The sequence below is a fragment of the Vibrio hannami genome (assembly GCF_029589055.1).
GTDB classification, from domain to species: domain Bacteria; phylum Pseudomonadota; class Gammaproteobacteria; order Enterobacterales; family Vibrionaceae; genus Vibrio; species Vibrio hannami.
In genome coordinates, this window is sequence record NZ_JARQZP010000003.1 from 554,983 (window position 1) to 570,272 (window position 15,290).

The 15,290-nt window shown below is 40.7% G+C and carries 16 protein-coding genes; 9 read left to right on the top strand and 7 right to left on the bottom strand.

Annotated elements, in window-relative coordinates; genetic code table 11:
- Nucleotides 1-1,410, top strand: coding sequence for a PTS fructose transporter subunit IIBC (locus tag P7F88_RS04155; protein WP_277822144.1), 1,410 nt, complete (start codon nucleotides 1-3; stop codon nucleotides 1,408-1,410).
- A gap of 389 nt (nucleotides 1,411-1,799) precedes the next feature.
- Here the strand turns inward: P7F88_RS04155 and P7F88_RS04160 are convergent, their stop codons facing one another.
- The 7 genes from P7F88_RS04160 to P7F88_RS04190 all read right to left on the bottom strand — a co-directional run bounded on the left by P7F88_RS04160 (nucleotide 1,800) and on the right by P7F88_RS04190 (nucleotide 7,190).
- The gene (locus P7F88_RS04160; RefSeq protein ID WP_277822146.1) at nucleotides 1,800-2,087 is read right to left on the bottom strand and encodes a YciI family protein; all 288 of its coding nucleotides are present in this window, start codon (nucleotides 2,085-2,087) and stop codon (nucleotides 1,800-1,802) included.
- A gap of 186 nt (nucleotides 2,088-2,273) precedes the next feature.
- On the bottom strand, nucleotides 2,274-2,663 hold the full coding sequence (locus P7F88_RS04165) for an NUDIX hydrolase (protein WP_277822148.1): 390 nt from the start codon (nucleotides 2,661-2,663) through the stop codon (nucleotides 2,274-2,276).
- Entirely contained in the window at nucleotides 2,664-3,200 is a 537-nt protein-coding gene (locus P7F88_RS04170) for a histidine phosphatase family protein (protein ID WP_277822150.1), read from the bottom strand.
- A gap of 163 nt (nucleotides 3,201-3,363) precedes the next feature.
- Nucleotides 3,364-3,801, bottom strand: a complete 438-nt coding sequence (locus P7F88_RS04175) for an NUDIX hydrolase (RefSeq protein WP_277822152.1) — start codon at nucleotides 3,799-3,801, stop codon at nucleotides 3,364-3,366.
- A gap of 204 nt (nucleotides 3,802-4,005) precedes the next feature.
- Nucleotides 4,006-5,436 (bottom strand): glycoside hydrolase family 1 protein, encoded by a 1,431-nt coding sequence (locus tag P7F88_RS04180; protein WP_277822154.1) that lies wholly within the window; start codon nucleotides 5,434-5,436, stop codon nucleotides 4,006-4,008.
- A 173-nt stretch (nucleotides 5,437-5,609) separates the two neighbouring features.
- Complete coding sequence (locus tag P7F88_RS04185; RefSeq protein ID WP_277822156.1) at nucleotides 5,610-6,314, bottom strand: GntR family transcriptional regulator; 705 nt, start codon at nucleotides 6,312-6,314, stop codon at nucleotides 5,610-5,612.
- Between the two features lie 135 nt (nucleotides 6,315-6,449).
- A complete protein-coding gene (locus P7F88_RS04190; RefSeq protein WP_277822158.1) occupies nucleotides 6,450-7,190 on the bottom strand; it encodes a GntR family transcriptional regulator in 741 nt (246 codons plus the stop codon).
- Nucleotides 7,191-7,378: 188 nt separating this feature from the next.
- Here P7F88_RS04190 and P7F88_RS04195 point away from each other — a divergent pair, with 188 nt between their 5' ends.
- From P7F88_RS04195 to dkgB, 8 genes are all read left to right on the top strand, one after another.
- Nucleotides 7,379-8,761 carry a glycoside hydrolase family 1 protein gene (locus tag P7F88_RS04195; protein WP_277822160.1) on the top strand — a complete coding sequence of 461 codons (1,383 nt, stop codon included), beginning with the start codon at nucleotides 7,379-7,381 and terminating at the stop codon, nucleotides 8,759-8,761.
- A 20-nt stretch (nucleotides 8,762-8,781) separates the two neighbouring features.
- Nucleotides 8,782-9,759 (top strand): aldo/keto reductase, encoded by a 978-nt coding sequence (locus P7F88_RS04200; protein WP_277822162.1) that lies wholly within the window; start codon nucleotides 8,782-8,784, stop codon nucleotides 9,757-9,759.
- Between the two features lie 96 nt (nucleotides 9,760-9,855).
- Nucleotides 9,856-10,527: an HAD-IA family hydrolase gene (locus P7F88_RS04205; RefSeq protein WP_277822164.1), complete on the top strand. Its 672-nt coding sequence runs from the start codon at nucleotides 9,856-9,858 to the stop codon at nucleotides 10,525-10,527.
- A gap of 16 nt (nucleotides 10,528-10,543) precedes the next feature.
- The gene (deoC, locus tag P7F88_RS04210; RefSeq protein ID WP_277822166.1) at nucleotides 10,544-11,248 is read left to right on the top strand and encodes a deoxyribose-phosphate aldolase; all 705 of its coding nucleotides are present in this window, start codon (nucleotides 10,544-10,546) and stop codon (nucleotides 11,246-11,248) included.
- 42 nt (nucleotides 11,249-11,290) lie between these two features.
- A complete protein-coding gene (locus tag P7F88_RS04215) occupies nucleotides 11,291-12,796 on the top strand; it encodes a xylulokinase (protein ID WP_277822168.1) in 1,506 nt (501 codons plus the stop codon).
- A gap of 34 nt (nucleotides 12,797-12,830) precedes the next feature.
- On the top strand, nucleotides 12,831-13,229 hold the full coding sequence (locus P7F88_RS04220; protein ID WP_277822170.1) for a VOC family protein: 399 nt from the start codon (nucleotides 12,831-12,833) through the stop codon (nucleotides 13,227-13,229).
- 30 nt (nucleotides 13,230-13,259) lie between these two features.
- Nucleotides 13,260-14,249, top strand: a complete 990-nt coding sequence (locus P7F88_RS04225; protein ID WP_277822172.1) for a zinc-binding dehydrogenase — start codon at nucleotides 13,260-13,262, stop codon at nucleotides 14,247-14,249.
- 19 nt (nucleotides 14,250-14,268) lie between these two features.
- Nucleotides 14,269-15,075: a 2,5-didehydrogluconate reductase DkgB gene (gene dkgB / locus P7F88_RS04230; RefSeq protein WP_277822174.1), complete on the top strand. Its 807-nt coding sequence runs from the start codon at nucleotides 14,269-14,271 to the stop codon at nucleotides 15,073-15,075.
- Nucleotides 15,076-15,290: the final 215 nt, after the last annotated feature.

Sequence of the window (15,290 nt, forward strand, 5' to 3'; positions counted from 1 at the left end):
ATGACAACCTTAACTTCCCAAGCACCTATTGGTGGTAGAGATACCAAAAAGTCTCTCAGCATCTTAAAAGGACACCTACTCTTTGGAACATCCCATATGCTGCCTTTTATTGTTGCTGGTGGTGTATTACTAGCCTTAGCCGTGATGATATCTGGTAAAGGTGCCGTTCCTGACAGCGGTATATTGGCTGGTATCTCGCAAATAGGTATCAAAGGCCTTGTTTTGTTTCCAATAATTCTCGGCGGATATATTGGTTACTCTATCGCTGATAAACCTGGCCTTGCACCAGCGATGATCGCATCAGGAATTATGTCCGATATGGGGGGAGGCTTCCTGGGTTGTATAGTTTCTGGTTTTATTGCAGGCTTTACCGTTCTGCAACTGAAAAAAATACAGATTCCACCAACAATGACGGCTCTTGGTGCATATTTCTTATATCCATTGGGCGGAACCCTTATTGCAGCAGGGATCGTTTACTGGGGAATTGGGGAGCCAATTAAGCTGTTTATGGAATCGATGAATTTATTCTTAAACAGTATGGCGGACTCAGGGAAAGTCGTGTTGGGCGCGATTCTAGGTGGTATGACTGCATTTGATATGGGTGGACCAATCAACAAAGTTGCTACTCTGTTTGCTCAAACTCAGGTTGATACGCAGCCGTGGTTAATGGGTGGTGTGGGTATTGCGATCTGTACACCGCCACTTGGTATGGCTTTAGCGACATTTATTTTCCCTTCTAAGTTTAAAAAATCTGAAAAAGAAGCTGGCAAAGCAGCGGTGATCATGGGTTCGATTGGTATTTCTGAAGGTGCAATCCCATTTGCTGCAAACGACCCTCTACGTGTACTTCCAGCAATCGTTGCAGGTGGTATTATAGGTAACATTGTTGGGTTTATGTCGAATGTACTTCTTCACGCTCCTTGGGGTGGGTTAATTGTACTGCCTGTTGTTGAAGGGAAACTTTCCTACATCATCGGTATTGCGGCTGGTGCTTTAACTACAGCAGTTATTGTTGGTTTCTGGAAGCCAAAGGCTACAGAAGATGAGGAAGATGAAACTGATGTCTCTATAGAATCTAGTAACTCAGTTGTTGTAAATGAGGGCGAGTTTGATGTGGTAGCTGTAACTTGCTGCCCATCTGGAGTTGCACACACATTTATGGCAGCTAAGTCGATAGAGAAAGCGGGTGCAAAATTGGGCATTAAAGTTCGTGTGGAAACGCAAGGTCAAAATGGTCAACAAAATACAATAACAGAGGCGGATGTGAGTAATGCTAAATTAGTTATTTTGGCGCACGATATTCCAGTAAAAGATATTCAACGTTTTCAGACTGCAAATGTGTTCGAATGTTCAACCAAAGAAGCAATGCGTAGCGCTGAACAGATTATAAAAGAAAGACTAAATCTATAATTTTCTCGATAACTCGTTATGTTGCGTTTATATTATAGATACCTTATCAGCTATATTCTATTTCTTTGAATAGGCAATTCAACAAAGAGTGCAGTGGATATAGATGTATGCGGAGTATGGTCGGTTCAGTTTTCAACTCAGGCCATACTCCCTCATTATTTCAGGTGTCAATATTACTGACTAATTTAGAGTGTCGCTGCTATAAGTGAGCGAGAAACTTAATTTAAGTGTTCACCAATACGGCGTGGATGAAAGATTTTGGACTTTAGTTTCAATTGCATAACACAATTTACCATATTTCAAACCGCATTTTGATACTCAAATAGAACATACTTTCAAAGTTGCTCGATGTGTAACTAGTGTCTATTGGTTGGGTAGCAGAAAATTACCTACTCAATTAGTATAGAAAGCTCCTGAGAAACCTTCGTAGGTAGGAACTCAGTAATATCGTATTCAGCTAACTTATTTATATAGAAAGGATCTTCCTTTAGAATTGCTTCTAAACTCTCAGGAGTATCAGATTTGGCGAGTATAACTCCTCCTGTACGGGGAACTTTTCTTCCTGATGCCAGAAAAACTCCTGACTCATAATGCTTATCTAAATACATTACATGGGCTGATAGGTACTTTTCAATTTCCTCGATTTTAGATACATAAGTTAATGACACTATAAACATAGTTTTCTCTCATTTAAATAAAACGTCAGCGCATACAGTACTCCTTAGTAAAGATAAAAGTCTACAAACACCTTTGAAAGCAATGCTTCCAATTTTGACCTCAGCGCCATAGGCATAAAAATACAAATGTAAGAAGCGTTTAATTTATCTTTAAATGAAGGAAATTAGGAGAAATAGGGGAACCGTTCACTCTAATAGCTTCGGCAAATGCAGTGTAATAAACTCACGATCTGCTTCATAAAAATCATTTAATGGTATGTTGTCAGATTTTAGCCAGTAAAAAGTCTGTTTCCGAATAGGATCAACTACTTTTGGTTCCGAGTTATCGAGAAGGTTTAGGACAATATAATGAATATCGCCTCCAAACTCATTGGTTAGCGTGACACAATCAAAGTGTTTAACAGACGTAAGGCCAGTTTCCTCCCGCAGTTCTCTAATCGCAGCTTCGAACCTTGACTCTCCTATATCTACCGAACCTCCGGGAAATTCGATAACCATACCCTTTGAGCGACGAAACCTCTCTTGAATTAGAATCAAGCCGTTTCTAATCACAACAGCCATTGATAAGTTTTTCATCTACACCTCCTCAAAATGAAAAGACATAATTTCCCCACAGCTGATGCCATTTTCCTGATACCCAATTAGGCTTTCGAGTACATTGAAATGAGCCACGACCACTATTTTATTACAGTTCCTATATTTCTTGAGTACATTGATAACTCTAGATCTGAGATTGTTTGTTGTTTCATATGTAACCGTTGTAGGGTTCTCACCGCCTTTTAAAAAAGAACGATACTCCTTCCACCGCCTATCTCTTTCCTTCAGCTCGATATAACCACCTGATAAATCCGCGATCCATTCCCGGAGGTCATGCTCTACAAATAGCTCAAGTCGATGGCGTCTGTTAATTATTTCTGCTGTTTGTAGTGCTCGTGTATAGGGGGAAGAAATGATGATATCGGCACCAGAAAATGCAGGCAGCTCAGACTGAGACTTTATGAATGGAATACATTCGCGTGTGATAGGTGCGTAGTCTTTTTCTAGTTGTGTCATTTTACGTTCATCGGAGAGTCTATAATCTGGAACGCCATGACGAACAAATACTATTTCCATTTAAATTCAATCCATTACATTGTTATCGTATCAAACACAAGCTACTGACGTACCGGGGATATGTCAAATACAATAAACATCCGTTTAAACTGAAATTTAAGCCTGTGCAAGGTAAGACTAACGCATGGTCAAACTGTAAAAGGGGTAAGTTCATTTCATATTTTCACGTAATGGATTTAAGTCGTTCACACAATTCCCATAAAGCTATTCGATTTGAATCGTACTTGAGAAGTTTGCTCGCATCAGATGCCTTACACCAACGGAACTTTGTGTGTTCTGGAGTTAACTTGGGCTCACCCGAAACCTGCACTGAAAATGAGTATTCTGGTATCACATAAGGGTGATCGTTCCATTTTTCATGGCAAGAAAAAAAAACTTTAGGTAGCATACACATAGAATCTAGTTGAGCCCAATCAATACCTGTTAACGACGTCTCTTCATATAATTCTCTTTTTGCAGCATCGAACAAAGACTCTTGACCTTCGCCACCGCCACAAATTGCCTGCCATTCACCATTATCTGTTCGGCAAGCAATCAGGAATAGGGGTTCGGCTATTTCAAATTTATATGGGAATATCAGTACCTGAAATGGTGCTCTCATCGAATTAGGTTCACTATTGTTACTCACCAATTGATATTACAGTCATTAGGAAATATTGGGCAATTATCAGATGATATTTTTCACGGTTTTGTTGCGCGAACTCGGAACGGTGCATAAACGATTTAGGACAACCTGTCAGTTCTGAATACGTCCGGGTTTAGAAGCTGACAGATTGAGTATTAACGAACTTAATTTAGGGGCGCATCATCTACTATCACAATTAATCTTTAGATTTGCTCCTCTGGAAGTAATCACATTTTTGTACCAATGAAATGAGGATTTTTTCTTCCGTTTTAGTGCATCTGCATGGTCAACGTAAATAAAACCATACTGCTTTTTATAGCCGTTCAGCCAACTGAGTAGATCAATAGCAGACCAGGCATAATATCCTCGGATGTTTACACCAGAATCTATGGCCTTCTTCACGGCGACAAGATGATCATTGATAAAGTTGATTCTTGGTATGTCGCATACCTCTCCTTCAACGATTGGGTCTTCGTCACCCAAGCCATTTTCAGTTATGTATATTTTGACGTCGCCGTAATATCTCTTTAGTTGGAGCAAACCACTGACAAAACCCTCTGGAGATATTTCCCATCCCCACTTGGTGTAACGTTTGTCTGTCATCTTTACGGTTCGATAAACGCCATCAAAGCTTGGGTTCCCGGGAGCACCGGTAGAGTTTTCTCGTGTTGGTTCTATGGAGTCAAATGGTTCGGTGATCTTTTCAACGCGTATTGGTTGATAGTAGTTCAAGCCTATAAAGTCATTTAGCGGAGCTGCTATTTGCAATTGCTCTAGCTCAGAACTTGTTATGTCGAGCGTAATACCCTGTGTATCCAACTGTTCTAGTACATACGTTGGATAGTGACCTAGTAGTATTGGGTCATAATACCAATTGATACCAAACTGGTTAGCATGCATCTCTGCATATTTATTGTCTTCTGTATTGTCTATTGAAAAGGCAGGAGAAAATACGTGGCTGAGACCAATCTCGCCGAATTGTTTGAGCGCTCTATACTCAATAACAGTTTTGGCGTGTGCGACAAAAACATTATGTGTTGCTTGAAAGTATTTTTGAGGATCATTCATAATACCTGGTGGATGCGCACCAGTCAGGTAACCCATTCCGCAAAATACGATAGTTTCATTGAAAGTAATAAAGTGTTTTACACGATCTCCAAATGCTTCAAAGCAAACTTTTGCATAACGTACAAAAGCATCGATAGTGTTTTTGTTTAACCAACCACCGTCTTTTTCTAAGGGGAGAGGGAGGTCCCAGTGGTAGAGTGTTACGAAAGGGACGATGCCATATTTTAAACATTCGTCTATCAGATTGTTGTAAAACTGGATACCTTTTTTATTTATTTCACCGGTTCCATTTGGGATGATTCGCGCCCATGAGATTGAAAATCGATACGACTCAAGTCCCATCTCTGACATTAATTTGATATCTTCCTTATATCGGTGATAGTGATCCACTGCTACTTCTCCGGTCGTACCTTCGAAGGTTTTTCCCGGAATTTTTACAAATTCATCCCAGTTAGTAGCACCTTTACCATCTTCAGCTATAGCGCCTTCTACCTGATATGCTGCAGAGGCAGCACCGAAGAAAAAATTATTTGAGAATTTCATATGCTATCTAACCTTGTATGCTTTGCTGAACATTTGTGAGGGTTGTGTATTCATATTGTATATAAACAATATTTATTCATAGCTAATACTATATGGTAATAGTGACTTTAGCACAAAAAAATCCTGATGTTTTAGAGTCATCAGGAATTTGAATTAAAGGTAACGATATCAGTTTACATTTTGATAAAGTTAGTTGAAAAACTGTAAGTTTCACAAACATGCTTTGAGTTTGAATACTCGAAAATCTCACCGTTATCTAAATAGACGACCTGTTCGACATTCACTACTTTATCGCCACTAGAAAGCCTCAGGTGTTTTGCCTCTTCATCAGTTGAGTTTTTAACCGTTATCTCCATCATCGAGCTGTGGATTTTTAAGCCCAGGTTTTGAGTAATATGCTCATATATAGATGCCTCAATATGCTGTTTTTTTAAGCCAGTAATTACGTTTATCGGCATATAAGTATCTTCAATAGCATAGGGTTGTTCATCGAGGTGTCGCACACGAATAACGTGATAGAGCATATCTCCCTCTTCACAGTTGAGTCGTTCCGAGAGAAAATCTGTTGCAGGCTCTACAGAGTAATTGATAACAAAAGTATCTAGTTTTTTCCCCAACGCTTCCGCATTTTCCTTTGTACCGTGAAGATGAGGCCAGTGTTTTTGACTTAGTGGACGTTTGACATACGAACCAGAACCACGTTTTCTTACAACGAGACCATCTTTAACAAGGATATCTAGCGCTTTCTTTATTGTTAATTCACTGCAATCGAACTCTTTTGCTAGAGAAGTACCATCAGGAAGTTTTTGGTTGGATTCATAGTATCCATCATTGATTCTTGACTTGAACGTTTCATATATATCTAGGTACTTAACCATATAGTATCCAATGCAGTTTAAATAATAGTTTCTCTAATTCAGATCTACGCATAGTAACACAATTGATATAACTTTGACTAAGTAACAATATAGTTTTGTGGTGTCTATCTTTGGCCTCGTGTGAACTGATTTCAATCATTCATCTTCAAGCGCTTTGTTTTTTATATAGTTGGTTTTGAAAGTGAATCCTTTGGAAAGGTGTGTAATTGTCGCGTATTCGAGTACATCGCCACTGTCTAGGAATACTTCTTGTGTAACTTGTACCAACGGCTCCATTATAGGTACATTTAAATATTGTGAGAACACTTCATCAGCTAGAATAACCTGTAATGCGATATCTGAGCTGTGGATATTGAGTTTTAACTCTTGTGTCAAATAGCGATAGATAGATGTTTCCGCATGCATTTTTTTAAGACCAGGGATTTTGCAGATCGGCATGTAAGTCTCTTCAAACGTTGTTGGGGTATCATTAATGATCCTAATTCGTTGGATCTTATACACTAAGTCATCGGTTTCTATGTTCAGAGCACTAGCAATCACTTTAGTTGGTGAGGTTACTTCATAACAAACTAGTTTGGTTTCTAAATTTTGACCACACCTTTCGACGTTAGTAGTTGTACCAAACAAGTGCGTAAACTCCGTATCACCATGGCAAAATTTTGTTTCACAGGGCTTGTTCTTAATGAACGACCCTGATCCACGCTTGCGAATGACTAAACCTTCTTTAACAAGTAAGTCCAGCGCTTTTTTTATCGTAGCTTCACTACAAAGGTATTGACTCGCCAAACTTATGCCGTCGGGTAGTTTGCCACTTTCTCCAAATCGATTGTTTAAAATCATACTTTTAATGTCTTGATATATGGATACGTATTTCATAGTAGAGTTATTTTGTTAAACATTACCGTGAAGATATTAAAACAAGGCGGTATATAATACAAAACCATATGGTTTTTATGATCTGTGTCTTAGTTTTAAGCAAACATGCTTCGTTTTTTTTAGAAGGCGTTTTAATGGCGCCAAGTTCAAAACACGCAATTATGTGTAAGCATTGAAGGATTCGAGGTATGACATTTAAAAAGTTTCCAGAAGGTTTCTGGTGGGGTTCTGCGACATCAGGGCCGCAGTCTGAAGGCGCAGCTTTAAAAGATGGTAAGTCTGCAAACATTTGGGATCTATGGTTTCAACAACAGCCAGAGTGTTTCCATAATCAAGTTGGTCCACAAGACACTTCAACTTTCTATGAGAATTGGAAAGATGATATTGCTTTAATGAAGGAGATTGGTCACAACAGTTTTCGTACATCTATTCAATGGAGCCGCTTAATTCCTGATGGGACTGGAGAAGTGAACCCAAAGGCAGTTGAGTTTTATAGCAACGTTATAGACGAACTTCTTCGCTATGAAATTGAACCGTTTATCAATTTATACCATTTCGATATGCCAGTTTGTATGCAAGAACTTGGTGGGTGGGAAAGCAGAGAGGTTGTTGATGCTTTTGCACGCTATGCAAAAATTTGTTTCGAGCTGTTTGGAGATAGGGTATCTAAATGGTTCACATTTAATGAGCCGATCGTGCCGGTTAAGCAGGGTTACGTATATGCCAATCACTACCCTCAACAGCACGATTTCAAAAAGGCGGCGACGGTAGCTCATCATACTTTGCTGGCCCATTCAAAGGCAGTGGTAGAGTTCCGCAAACTGGGCTTAGATAGTGAAATAGGAATCATTCTAAATCTTACGCCGGCTTATGCCCGTTCAGAATTGGCGGCAGACCAGGAAGCGGCTAACATCGTTGATCTTTTCTTCAACCGCTCTTTCCTCGACCCGGTAACGTTAGGGCACTACCCACAACCACTACTCGATTTACTTTCTGAGCATGATCAATTGCCAAAATGTGACCCAGAAGACGAGGCACTAATTAAGCAAGGAGTGGTTGATATTTTGGGAGTGAACTATTACGAGCCACGACGTGTTCAGGCGAAGTTACATCTGGTAAATCCAAAAGCACCATTTATGCCAGAACGGTTCTATGACCCTTATGTTAAACCCGGTCGAAAGATGAACGTTCACCGTGGATGGGAAATATATGAGAAAGGCATCTATGACATTCTGACGAACCTAAAAGAAAACTACGGAAATATTCCGTGCTTTATCTCAGAAAACGGCATGGGTGTAGAAGGTGAAGATAGATTCTTAGTAGATGGACAAATACAAGATGACTACAGAATTGATTTTATAAAAGGTCATTTAGATTATATTCACCAGGCAATCGAAGAGGGTTGCAACTGTATGGGTTACCATCTCTGGACCTTCATTGATTGTTGGTCTTGGATCAACTCGTACAAGAACCGATATGGGTTCATCTCACTAGATCTAGCTACTCAAAGGAAAACCGTCAAAAAATCAGGTGAATGGATTAAGCAGGTTTCTGAAGTTAACGGCTATTAAGTATTTAGTGAGGACAAAAGATGAATTATAAAACTATTGGAGACTTAAAAGTCTCGGCTCTGGGTGTTGGATGTTGGGCAATGGGTGGTACCTGGAATAATATCCTTGAGATTGATTCCCTCGACACAGTACATAAAGCCTTAGATTTAGGCATTAACTTTTTTGATACAGCACCTATTTATGGCAAAGGTCACTCTGAGACTGTGATGGGTAAAGCTTTGAAAGGCATTCCCCGCGACAAAGTGGTTATTGCTACTAAATGTGGTTTACCCTGGCATCCGGAAACGCGTAAATCACGTAAAGATCTTTCTGCAGAAAGTATTTTCAAAGAAATTGACGACTCGTTAAGGCGCCTAAGAGTCGATCATATCGACCTTTATCAAGTGCACTGGCCAGACCCTAATACACCTATTCAGGAAACGGCTGAAGCTCTAAAAGAAATTCAGAAGCAGGGTAAGGTACGTCATATTGGTGTGTCCAACTATTCATTAGATATGACTCGAGAGATGATGAAAACGGTTGAGGTTGTTTCATTCCAAGGGCTATACAACCTCATAGAGCAGAATCCAGAGCACTATCATAACATTCCGTTGGAGTACCGAGCTCGCGAAGAGGTGTTGCCATTTTGCCGAACAAATAACATGAAATATGTTCCATACAGCCCACTAATGCAGGGGCTATTAACTGGAGCGTTCAATGAGAAAAATAACTTCGACGAAAATGATGACCGAAAAGCCAATCCCAAATTAAATGGCGAAGCGTTCAAAGTGTATTATGAATGCGCTCAAAAACTGAAAAGCCTTGCGAGTCAGTACGACGTTTCTTTGGCTCACCTAGCCATTCAGTGGTTGGTAGCGCAAGACGACGTTGGTCCAGTTATTGCCGGGGCTCATCACCCTTCACATGTTATGCATAATGTCGAGTTTGCAAGTAAGGTTCTTCCCGAAGAAGCTTTGCGTAAGGCTGAAAATATTGTCTTAGAATCAGGGGTTTCATAGTCCCTTTTGGAGCATGCTGATAAAGCCCGGCATGCTCCCTTTTTACAAGCTGCAATTCGGTAAATAAGTAAAAATACATCTACTACGGAGCTATAGATGACCCCCGTAAAGTTTAAAGCAGTCTTATTTGATTTAGATGGGACACTGATTGATTCACATGCCTCGGTGGAACGTGCTTGGCGCAAGTGGAGTACGTACAACGGCATTGATTTTAACGATGCTAACAGAGTTCTACATGGACGCCCTGCTGGTGAAACAATGAGATTGCTTCTCCCTGATGCTTCAGAAGAAGAGATCCAACTGCAAAAGCAGAGGCATGAGCTCGCGGAAAGTAAAGATGTTGAAGATACCAAACTAATTCCTGGTGCCAAAGAGTTAATCGAGACCCTGACAAGGTTCGATATCCCTTGGGCAATAGTAACATCGGGAGCTTACATCATCGCGAGTGCAAGAATACGTGCAGCAGGCCTGCCGGTGCCTGAGGTATTCATAACGCCTGAAAAAGTGACTAAGGGTAAACCTGATCCTGAACCTTTTCTGCTAGGCGCGGAGTTACTAGGTGTAAGCGCAGAAGATTGCGTGGTATTTGAGGACTCGCATGCGGGTTTAATTTCAGGTGAAGCTGCCATGTGTCGTTTAGTTGGAGTACTTAGCCAATATTCAGCCGAGCAACTTCCAAAAGCTGATTGTTATGTGAAAGAGTTAAGCGAGTTGATAGTCACCCCGAGCGAAGATGGTTACTACGAACTAGAGCCAAACATTATATAAACTAAAGGATTTAAAAATGAATAATGTATGTAAAAACTTAGCCCGAATGATTGATTTGAGTGCGGTTCAGGCTCAAAACACAAAAGAAGACATTCTGGCATGCGCAGAAGTGGCAAAAAAATATAATATTATATCTATTCATGTACTTCCGAACTGGACATCTTTTTTACGCGAACAGATAAAAGATTACCCAGAAATATTGATTGGTGGACCAGTTGGCTTCCCATCAGGTGGAGTAGCGACTTCTACTAAGGTAGCTGAGATACATCAACTTATCGCTGATGGTGCGAGTGAAGTAGATATGGTCGTGAACGTCGGGCGTGTACTATCGGGTGATTTTGACTACGTAAGAAAAGAACTAGAAGCGGCTGTTCATGCAGCTCACCCGGTCGAAGCGAAGACCATCCTGGAAACACATTACCTAAATGAAGAACAAATTAGGAAAGTATGTGATATTGCGGTGGAAAGTGGTATGGCGTGGATAAAAACGGCAACAGGATGGACGCCTTCAGGAGCAACTGTAGAAAACATTTCCATTATCGCAGATCAGCTAGACGGGAAAATTGGAATTAAAGCCTCGGGCGGAATACGTTCCCTTGAACTGATTAAAGAGCTTTACTCATTGGGTGTAAGACGTTTTGGTTTAAGCATTGGTACAACAAAAACAGTTCTCGAGCAATTAGAAGCTCAACCTGAACTGTTTTCTGAGCTTGATTTTTAGTCAACAACTTCAAGGAACTCAACAAACCAAATAGGCGATCGCATGAAAGACATTGTACTAGCCATTGATATTGGCACGGGTAGCACTAGAGCTGCACTTGTTAGTTCTAGCGCAGAAATAATAGACATTGTGCAAACGGAATATGATCAATTCTCTCCGAAAGTCGGTTGGTCTGAACAACAGCCTTCTGAGTGGTGGCTTAGCACGTTGATGTGTATAAATGAGCTGTTTAATAAACACCCTGATATGGCAAAACGTATCGCCGTGGTAAGTGCATGTGGTCAAATGCACGGGACTGTTTTATTAGACGTCAATGGCGAGTTAGTTGTCGACACAGCGATTTTATGGAACGACAAAAGAGCAGAAGACATTACAGAGCGTTTTAAAGCCGAATTTGCATCAGAAGAATTAGTAGAAGTTGTCAATAATCCTCCTACCTCAGCATGGCCAGCTTTCAAGTTGAAGTGGATCAAGGAAAATCAACCTGAGGTGTGGAGCAAAGTCGACAAAGTTCTGATGCCCAAGGATTATATCAACTATAGATTAACAGGTGTGTGTGCTACTGACTTAAGTGAAGCATCTTGTTTTTATCTGATGAACAGCACGGACAAGAGTTATGATACTCACATGTTGAATCTGTTTGGTTTCAGTGAAGGCATGTTCCCCGAGATTCGATCTGCGAGTGACATAATTGGGTCTACAACTGCCGAGGTTGAAGCGGTCACATCTCTTCCAGAAGGAACTCCGGTTATTGCGGGCACTGCTGATATGGCTGCTACTCTTCTCGGCTCCGGGGTATATAAACCAGGACAAGCATCGGACAGTACGGGAACTTCGACTTTGTTAACCTTGGTCTCTGATCGACCGAGCAGTAATTTACATATGAACAACCTACATCTTGCTAATGAAAAATGGGGTACGTTTTCCATTTTAGATGCTGGTGGAGATGCAATGCGTTGGGTCCGACTAGTACTAAAGGACAATCAAGTTAGTTACCCAGAGCTAGCTAAACAAGCCCAAAATGCTCCAATTGGCTCAAACGCTCTGATGTTTCTTCCTTACCTGACAGGAGAAAGAAACTCAGAGAAATGCAACTCTAAAGCTCAATGGTTTGGATTATCAAGAATGCACCGAATAGGGGATATATATCGCTCTGTCATGGAGGGAGTTGCTTTCGCAGCCAAAAGAAATCTGGACGCTATGAAGACTTCTGAAAAGATAAGTCAGATTATTGCTTCCGGTGGTGGAGCAAAAGATGATTTTTGGTTGCGTATAAAAGCCTCGGTTTACAACGTTCCTATAGTAAAAACTAAAGGGGATGAAAACGGGATCTTAGGGTGTGCAATGCTGGGTTGTCTGGCTATTGGAGCGTATGACGACCTAGACAAGACTGTAGAAAAGTTTGTTCTAGTGGATAAAGTTATTAACCCTGTTCCAGAGTGGGTTGAATACTATGAGCGAGCATACGTTCTATACAACCAACTCTATAAATCTTCGCAACAATACTATGACCAGCTAGATGATCTTACTGGTGTCTCTATTCAATAAAATCGATTTAAACATCATTACATAGGGATAGATGATGAAAATACTGGAAAATTACGCGGGACATATAGGTGTTCCGGTACGCAACCTGGCTACAACAGTCAGCTTCTACCAAGACCTAGGTTTTGAAATGGTCATGGAAAGCACACTTGAACCAAATTCTATGGAACCAATACATGTGGCATTTATGGGTTTCAATGAGTTACTTATTGAGTTCTATCAAACGAAGCAACATAAAGAGTTATGTGAGCCTGGTCCTGTAAATCATATCGCTGTTCGAATAGAGGATATGGAAGAGATTTACGCGTGTTTGGAGTCGAAAAAAGTCCCATTGATTAAGGGACCGACGCGTGTTCCTTTTGGTAGCAAAGGTATGACGTTTGTCATGATTGAAGGACCAGACAAGGAACGTATCGAATTCGATCAGTTTCATTGAGTGAAGCAACTATATAAGAGGAGATGGCAGATGAAAGCTATCACATATCAAGCGAAGACAGATACCTTCAAGCTTGAGCATCTACCCATTCCACGCCTAAAGAATGAGTATGATGTTGTAGTAAAGGTATATTGTGTTGGACTTAATCCGGTCGATGCAAAGGTTAATTTTTGGTACAGCGATGTTGATGGTGCCGATGAGACATTTGTTGGAGGGTTGGATGTTGCAGGGGAAATTGTAGAACTCGGCAATAAGGTTACAGGCTGGAGCGTGGGAGACAAAGTGCTATACCACGGAAATATGTTTAGGACCAGTGGAGGGTTCGCTGAATACGCAATCCAGGATAGCAGAACGCTCATTCATCATCCGAAGACTAGTTCTGAGTTAGCTGCCTCAACCCCATGTGCTGCATGGACAGCATATAGAGCAGTGGTGAGCAAGCTTCGCATAGGTGATCGAAAAAGTATCTTTATAGCTGGTGGTTCAGGAGGAGTAGGGAGCTTTGCTATACAACTAGCGAAATTGGCTGGTGTAGAAACAATCATCACTACTTGCTCAACCAAAAACCATGAGTACGTTAAGAGCCTAGGTGCGACACATGTAATTGATTACCGAGATACAGATGTACTCGAAAAAGTTATGAACATTACTGAGCAACTTGGTGTTGAAGTTTCCGTAGATTGTGTTGGAAGGGAGAATGATGTCTTGTCTGCTTCAGTACTAGGTTATGAAGGCCAAATGGTCGAACTAGTAAAAACACTAGTGCCGACGAACTATCCAGGAGCATTTATGAAAGGGCTGAGTTTTCATCAGCTTAGTTTAGGCTCAGGGCATAGTTACGGTGATTATGGAAGAGAGACTCTAACCGACGCGGGTTCAGCGATTTCAAACATGTTAGAGCAGGGCGAGTTAATCGTTCCGGAATTAAAAGTGATCGATTTCGAGGAAATCGGTGAAGCGCTCATCGCTATGCGCAATGAACGTACAGTAGGAAAAATAGTAGCCAGAGTGGCTAGTTAATTATTAGAAGGGAATATTAATGAAGAACATTCCAATGCTTGGTGCTGGTACTTTTCGACTTAAAGGTCAAGTAGCGTTTGATTCAGTGATGATGGCACTTGAAGCGGGATATCGCCACATAGATACAGCACAGGTTTACCGCAATGAGAAAGAAGTCGGTGATGCTATCATCGCTTCCGGTATCAATCGTGAAGATATCTATCTAACAACAAAAGTTTGGATAGATCAGTTCTCTAAGGATAAGTTTGCGCGTAGTGTAGAGGAAAGCCTTGAGAAGTTACAAACAAGCTACGTAGATTTACTGCTAATTCATTGGCCCTTGAAGAACAACGAAGTGCCGATGGAAGAGTACCTAATGGAACTGAAGGCAGTGAAAGACGCTGGACTTGCGAAACAGATAGGCGTTTCAAATTTCACTAATGCACAGCTAGCGCAGGCTATTCGTATATTAGGGGAGGGCGAAATATTTACCAACCAAGTCGAAGTACACCCTTATTTACAAAATAATAAAGTCGTAGAGTTTTGTGCGAAGAACAACGTCGTTGTTACTGGGTACATGCCTTTCGCATACGGTGATGTACTCAAGGACGGTTGTATTCAGGAAATAGCAGATAAGCATAATGCCTCTGCTGCCCAAGTGGTTCTAGCCTGGATGCGTCAAAGAGGCCATGTGACAATTCCTTCTTCTACTAAAAAGAAAAATGTTGAAAGTAACTTAGCTTCAGACAAAATTGAACTAGACACCGCTGATATGAAAAGGATTTCGACTCTTGATAGAGGGTATCGTCTCGCGAATGAGGATAAACTCGCTCCAGAATGGGATTAAATATCTAGTGAATTAAGAACAAACTATAGGCGCCTGACCCCTAGTAGGGTGCCTATAGTTTTTATCTAAACATGAAAGTAATGCAAATAATTGTCCTGATTAGTTGTGTTTCATGCATGTATTCTATGCGATCGTTTCATTTTACTCACAAAAATTTCCCATGATATTTTATACGGCATGTCCAGTCTCGGACCTTTAGTTGTTATACGAAAGCT

Excerpts from the sequence above, each read along its gene's own strand:
- P7F88_RS04200 (WP_277822162.1), top strand. The coding sequence starts at position 8,782 with ATGAATTATAAAACTATTGGAGACTTAAAAGTCTCGGCTCTGGGTGTT.
- P7F88_RS04185 (WP_277822156.1), bottom strand. The coding sequence starts at position 6,314 with ATGGTTAAGTACCTAGATATATATGAAACGTTCAAGTCAAGAATCAAT.
- P7F88_RS04165 (WP_277822148.1), bottom strand. The coding sequence starts at position 2,663 with ATGAAAAACTTATCAATGGCTGTTGTGATTAGAAACGGCTTGATTCTA.
- P7F88_RS04190 (WP_277822158.1), bottom strand. The coding sequence starts at position 7,190 with ATGAAATACGTATCCATATATCAAGACATTAAAAGTATGATTTTAAAC.
- P7F88_RS04195 (WP_277822160.1), top strand. The coding sequence starts at position 7,379 with ATGACATTTAAAAAGTTTCCAGAAGGTTTCTGGTGGGGTTCTGCGACA.
- deoC (WP_277822166.1), top strand. The coding sequence starts at position 10,544 with ATGAATAATGTATGTAAAAACTTAGCCCGAATGATTGATTTGAGTGCG.
- P7F88_RS04170 (WP_277822150.1), bottom strand. The coding sequence starts at position 3,200 with ATGGAAATAGTATTTGTTCGTCATGGCGTTCCAGATTATAGACTCTCC.
- P7F88_RS04155 (WP_277822144.1), top strand. The coding sequence starts at position 1 with ATGACAACCTTAACTTCCCAAGCACCTATTGGTGGTAGAGATACCAAA.
- P7F88_RS04180 (WP_277822154.1), bottom strand. The coding sequence starts at position 5,436 with ATGAAATTCTCAAATAATTTTTTCTTCGGTGCTGCCTCTGCAGCATAT.
- dkgB (WP_277822174.1), top strand. The coding sequence starts at position 14,269 with ATGAAGAACATTCCAATGCTTGGTGCTGGTACTTTTCGACTTAAAGGT.
- P7F88_RS04175 (WP_277822152.1), bottom strand. The coding sequence starts at position 3,801 with ATGAGAGCACCATTTCAGGTACTGATATTCCCATATAAATTTGAAATA.
- P7F88_RS04160 (WP_277822146.1), bottom strand. The coding sequence starts at position 2,087 with ATGTTTATAGTGTCATTAACTTATGTATCTAAAATCGAGGAAATTGAA.
- P7F88_RS04220 (WP_277822170.1), top strand. The coding sequence starts at position 12,831 with ATGAAAATACTGGAAAATTACGCGGGACATATAGGTGTTCCGGTACGC.
- P7F88_RS04215 (WP_277822168.1), top strand. The coding sequence starts at position 11,291 with ATGAAAGACATTGTACTAGCCATTGATATTGGCACGGGTAGCACTAGA.
- P7F88_RS04225 (WP_277822172.1), top strand. The coding sequence starts at position 13,260 with ATGAAAGCTATCACATATCAAGCGAAGACAGATACCTTCAAGCTTGAG.
- P7F88_RS04205 (WP_277822164.1), top strand. The coding sequence starts at position 9,856 with ATGACCCCCGTAAAGTTTAAAGCAGTCTTATTTGATTTAGATGGGACA.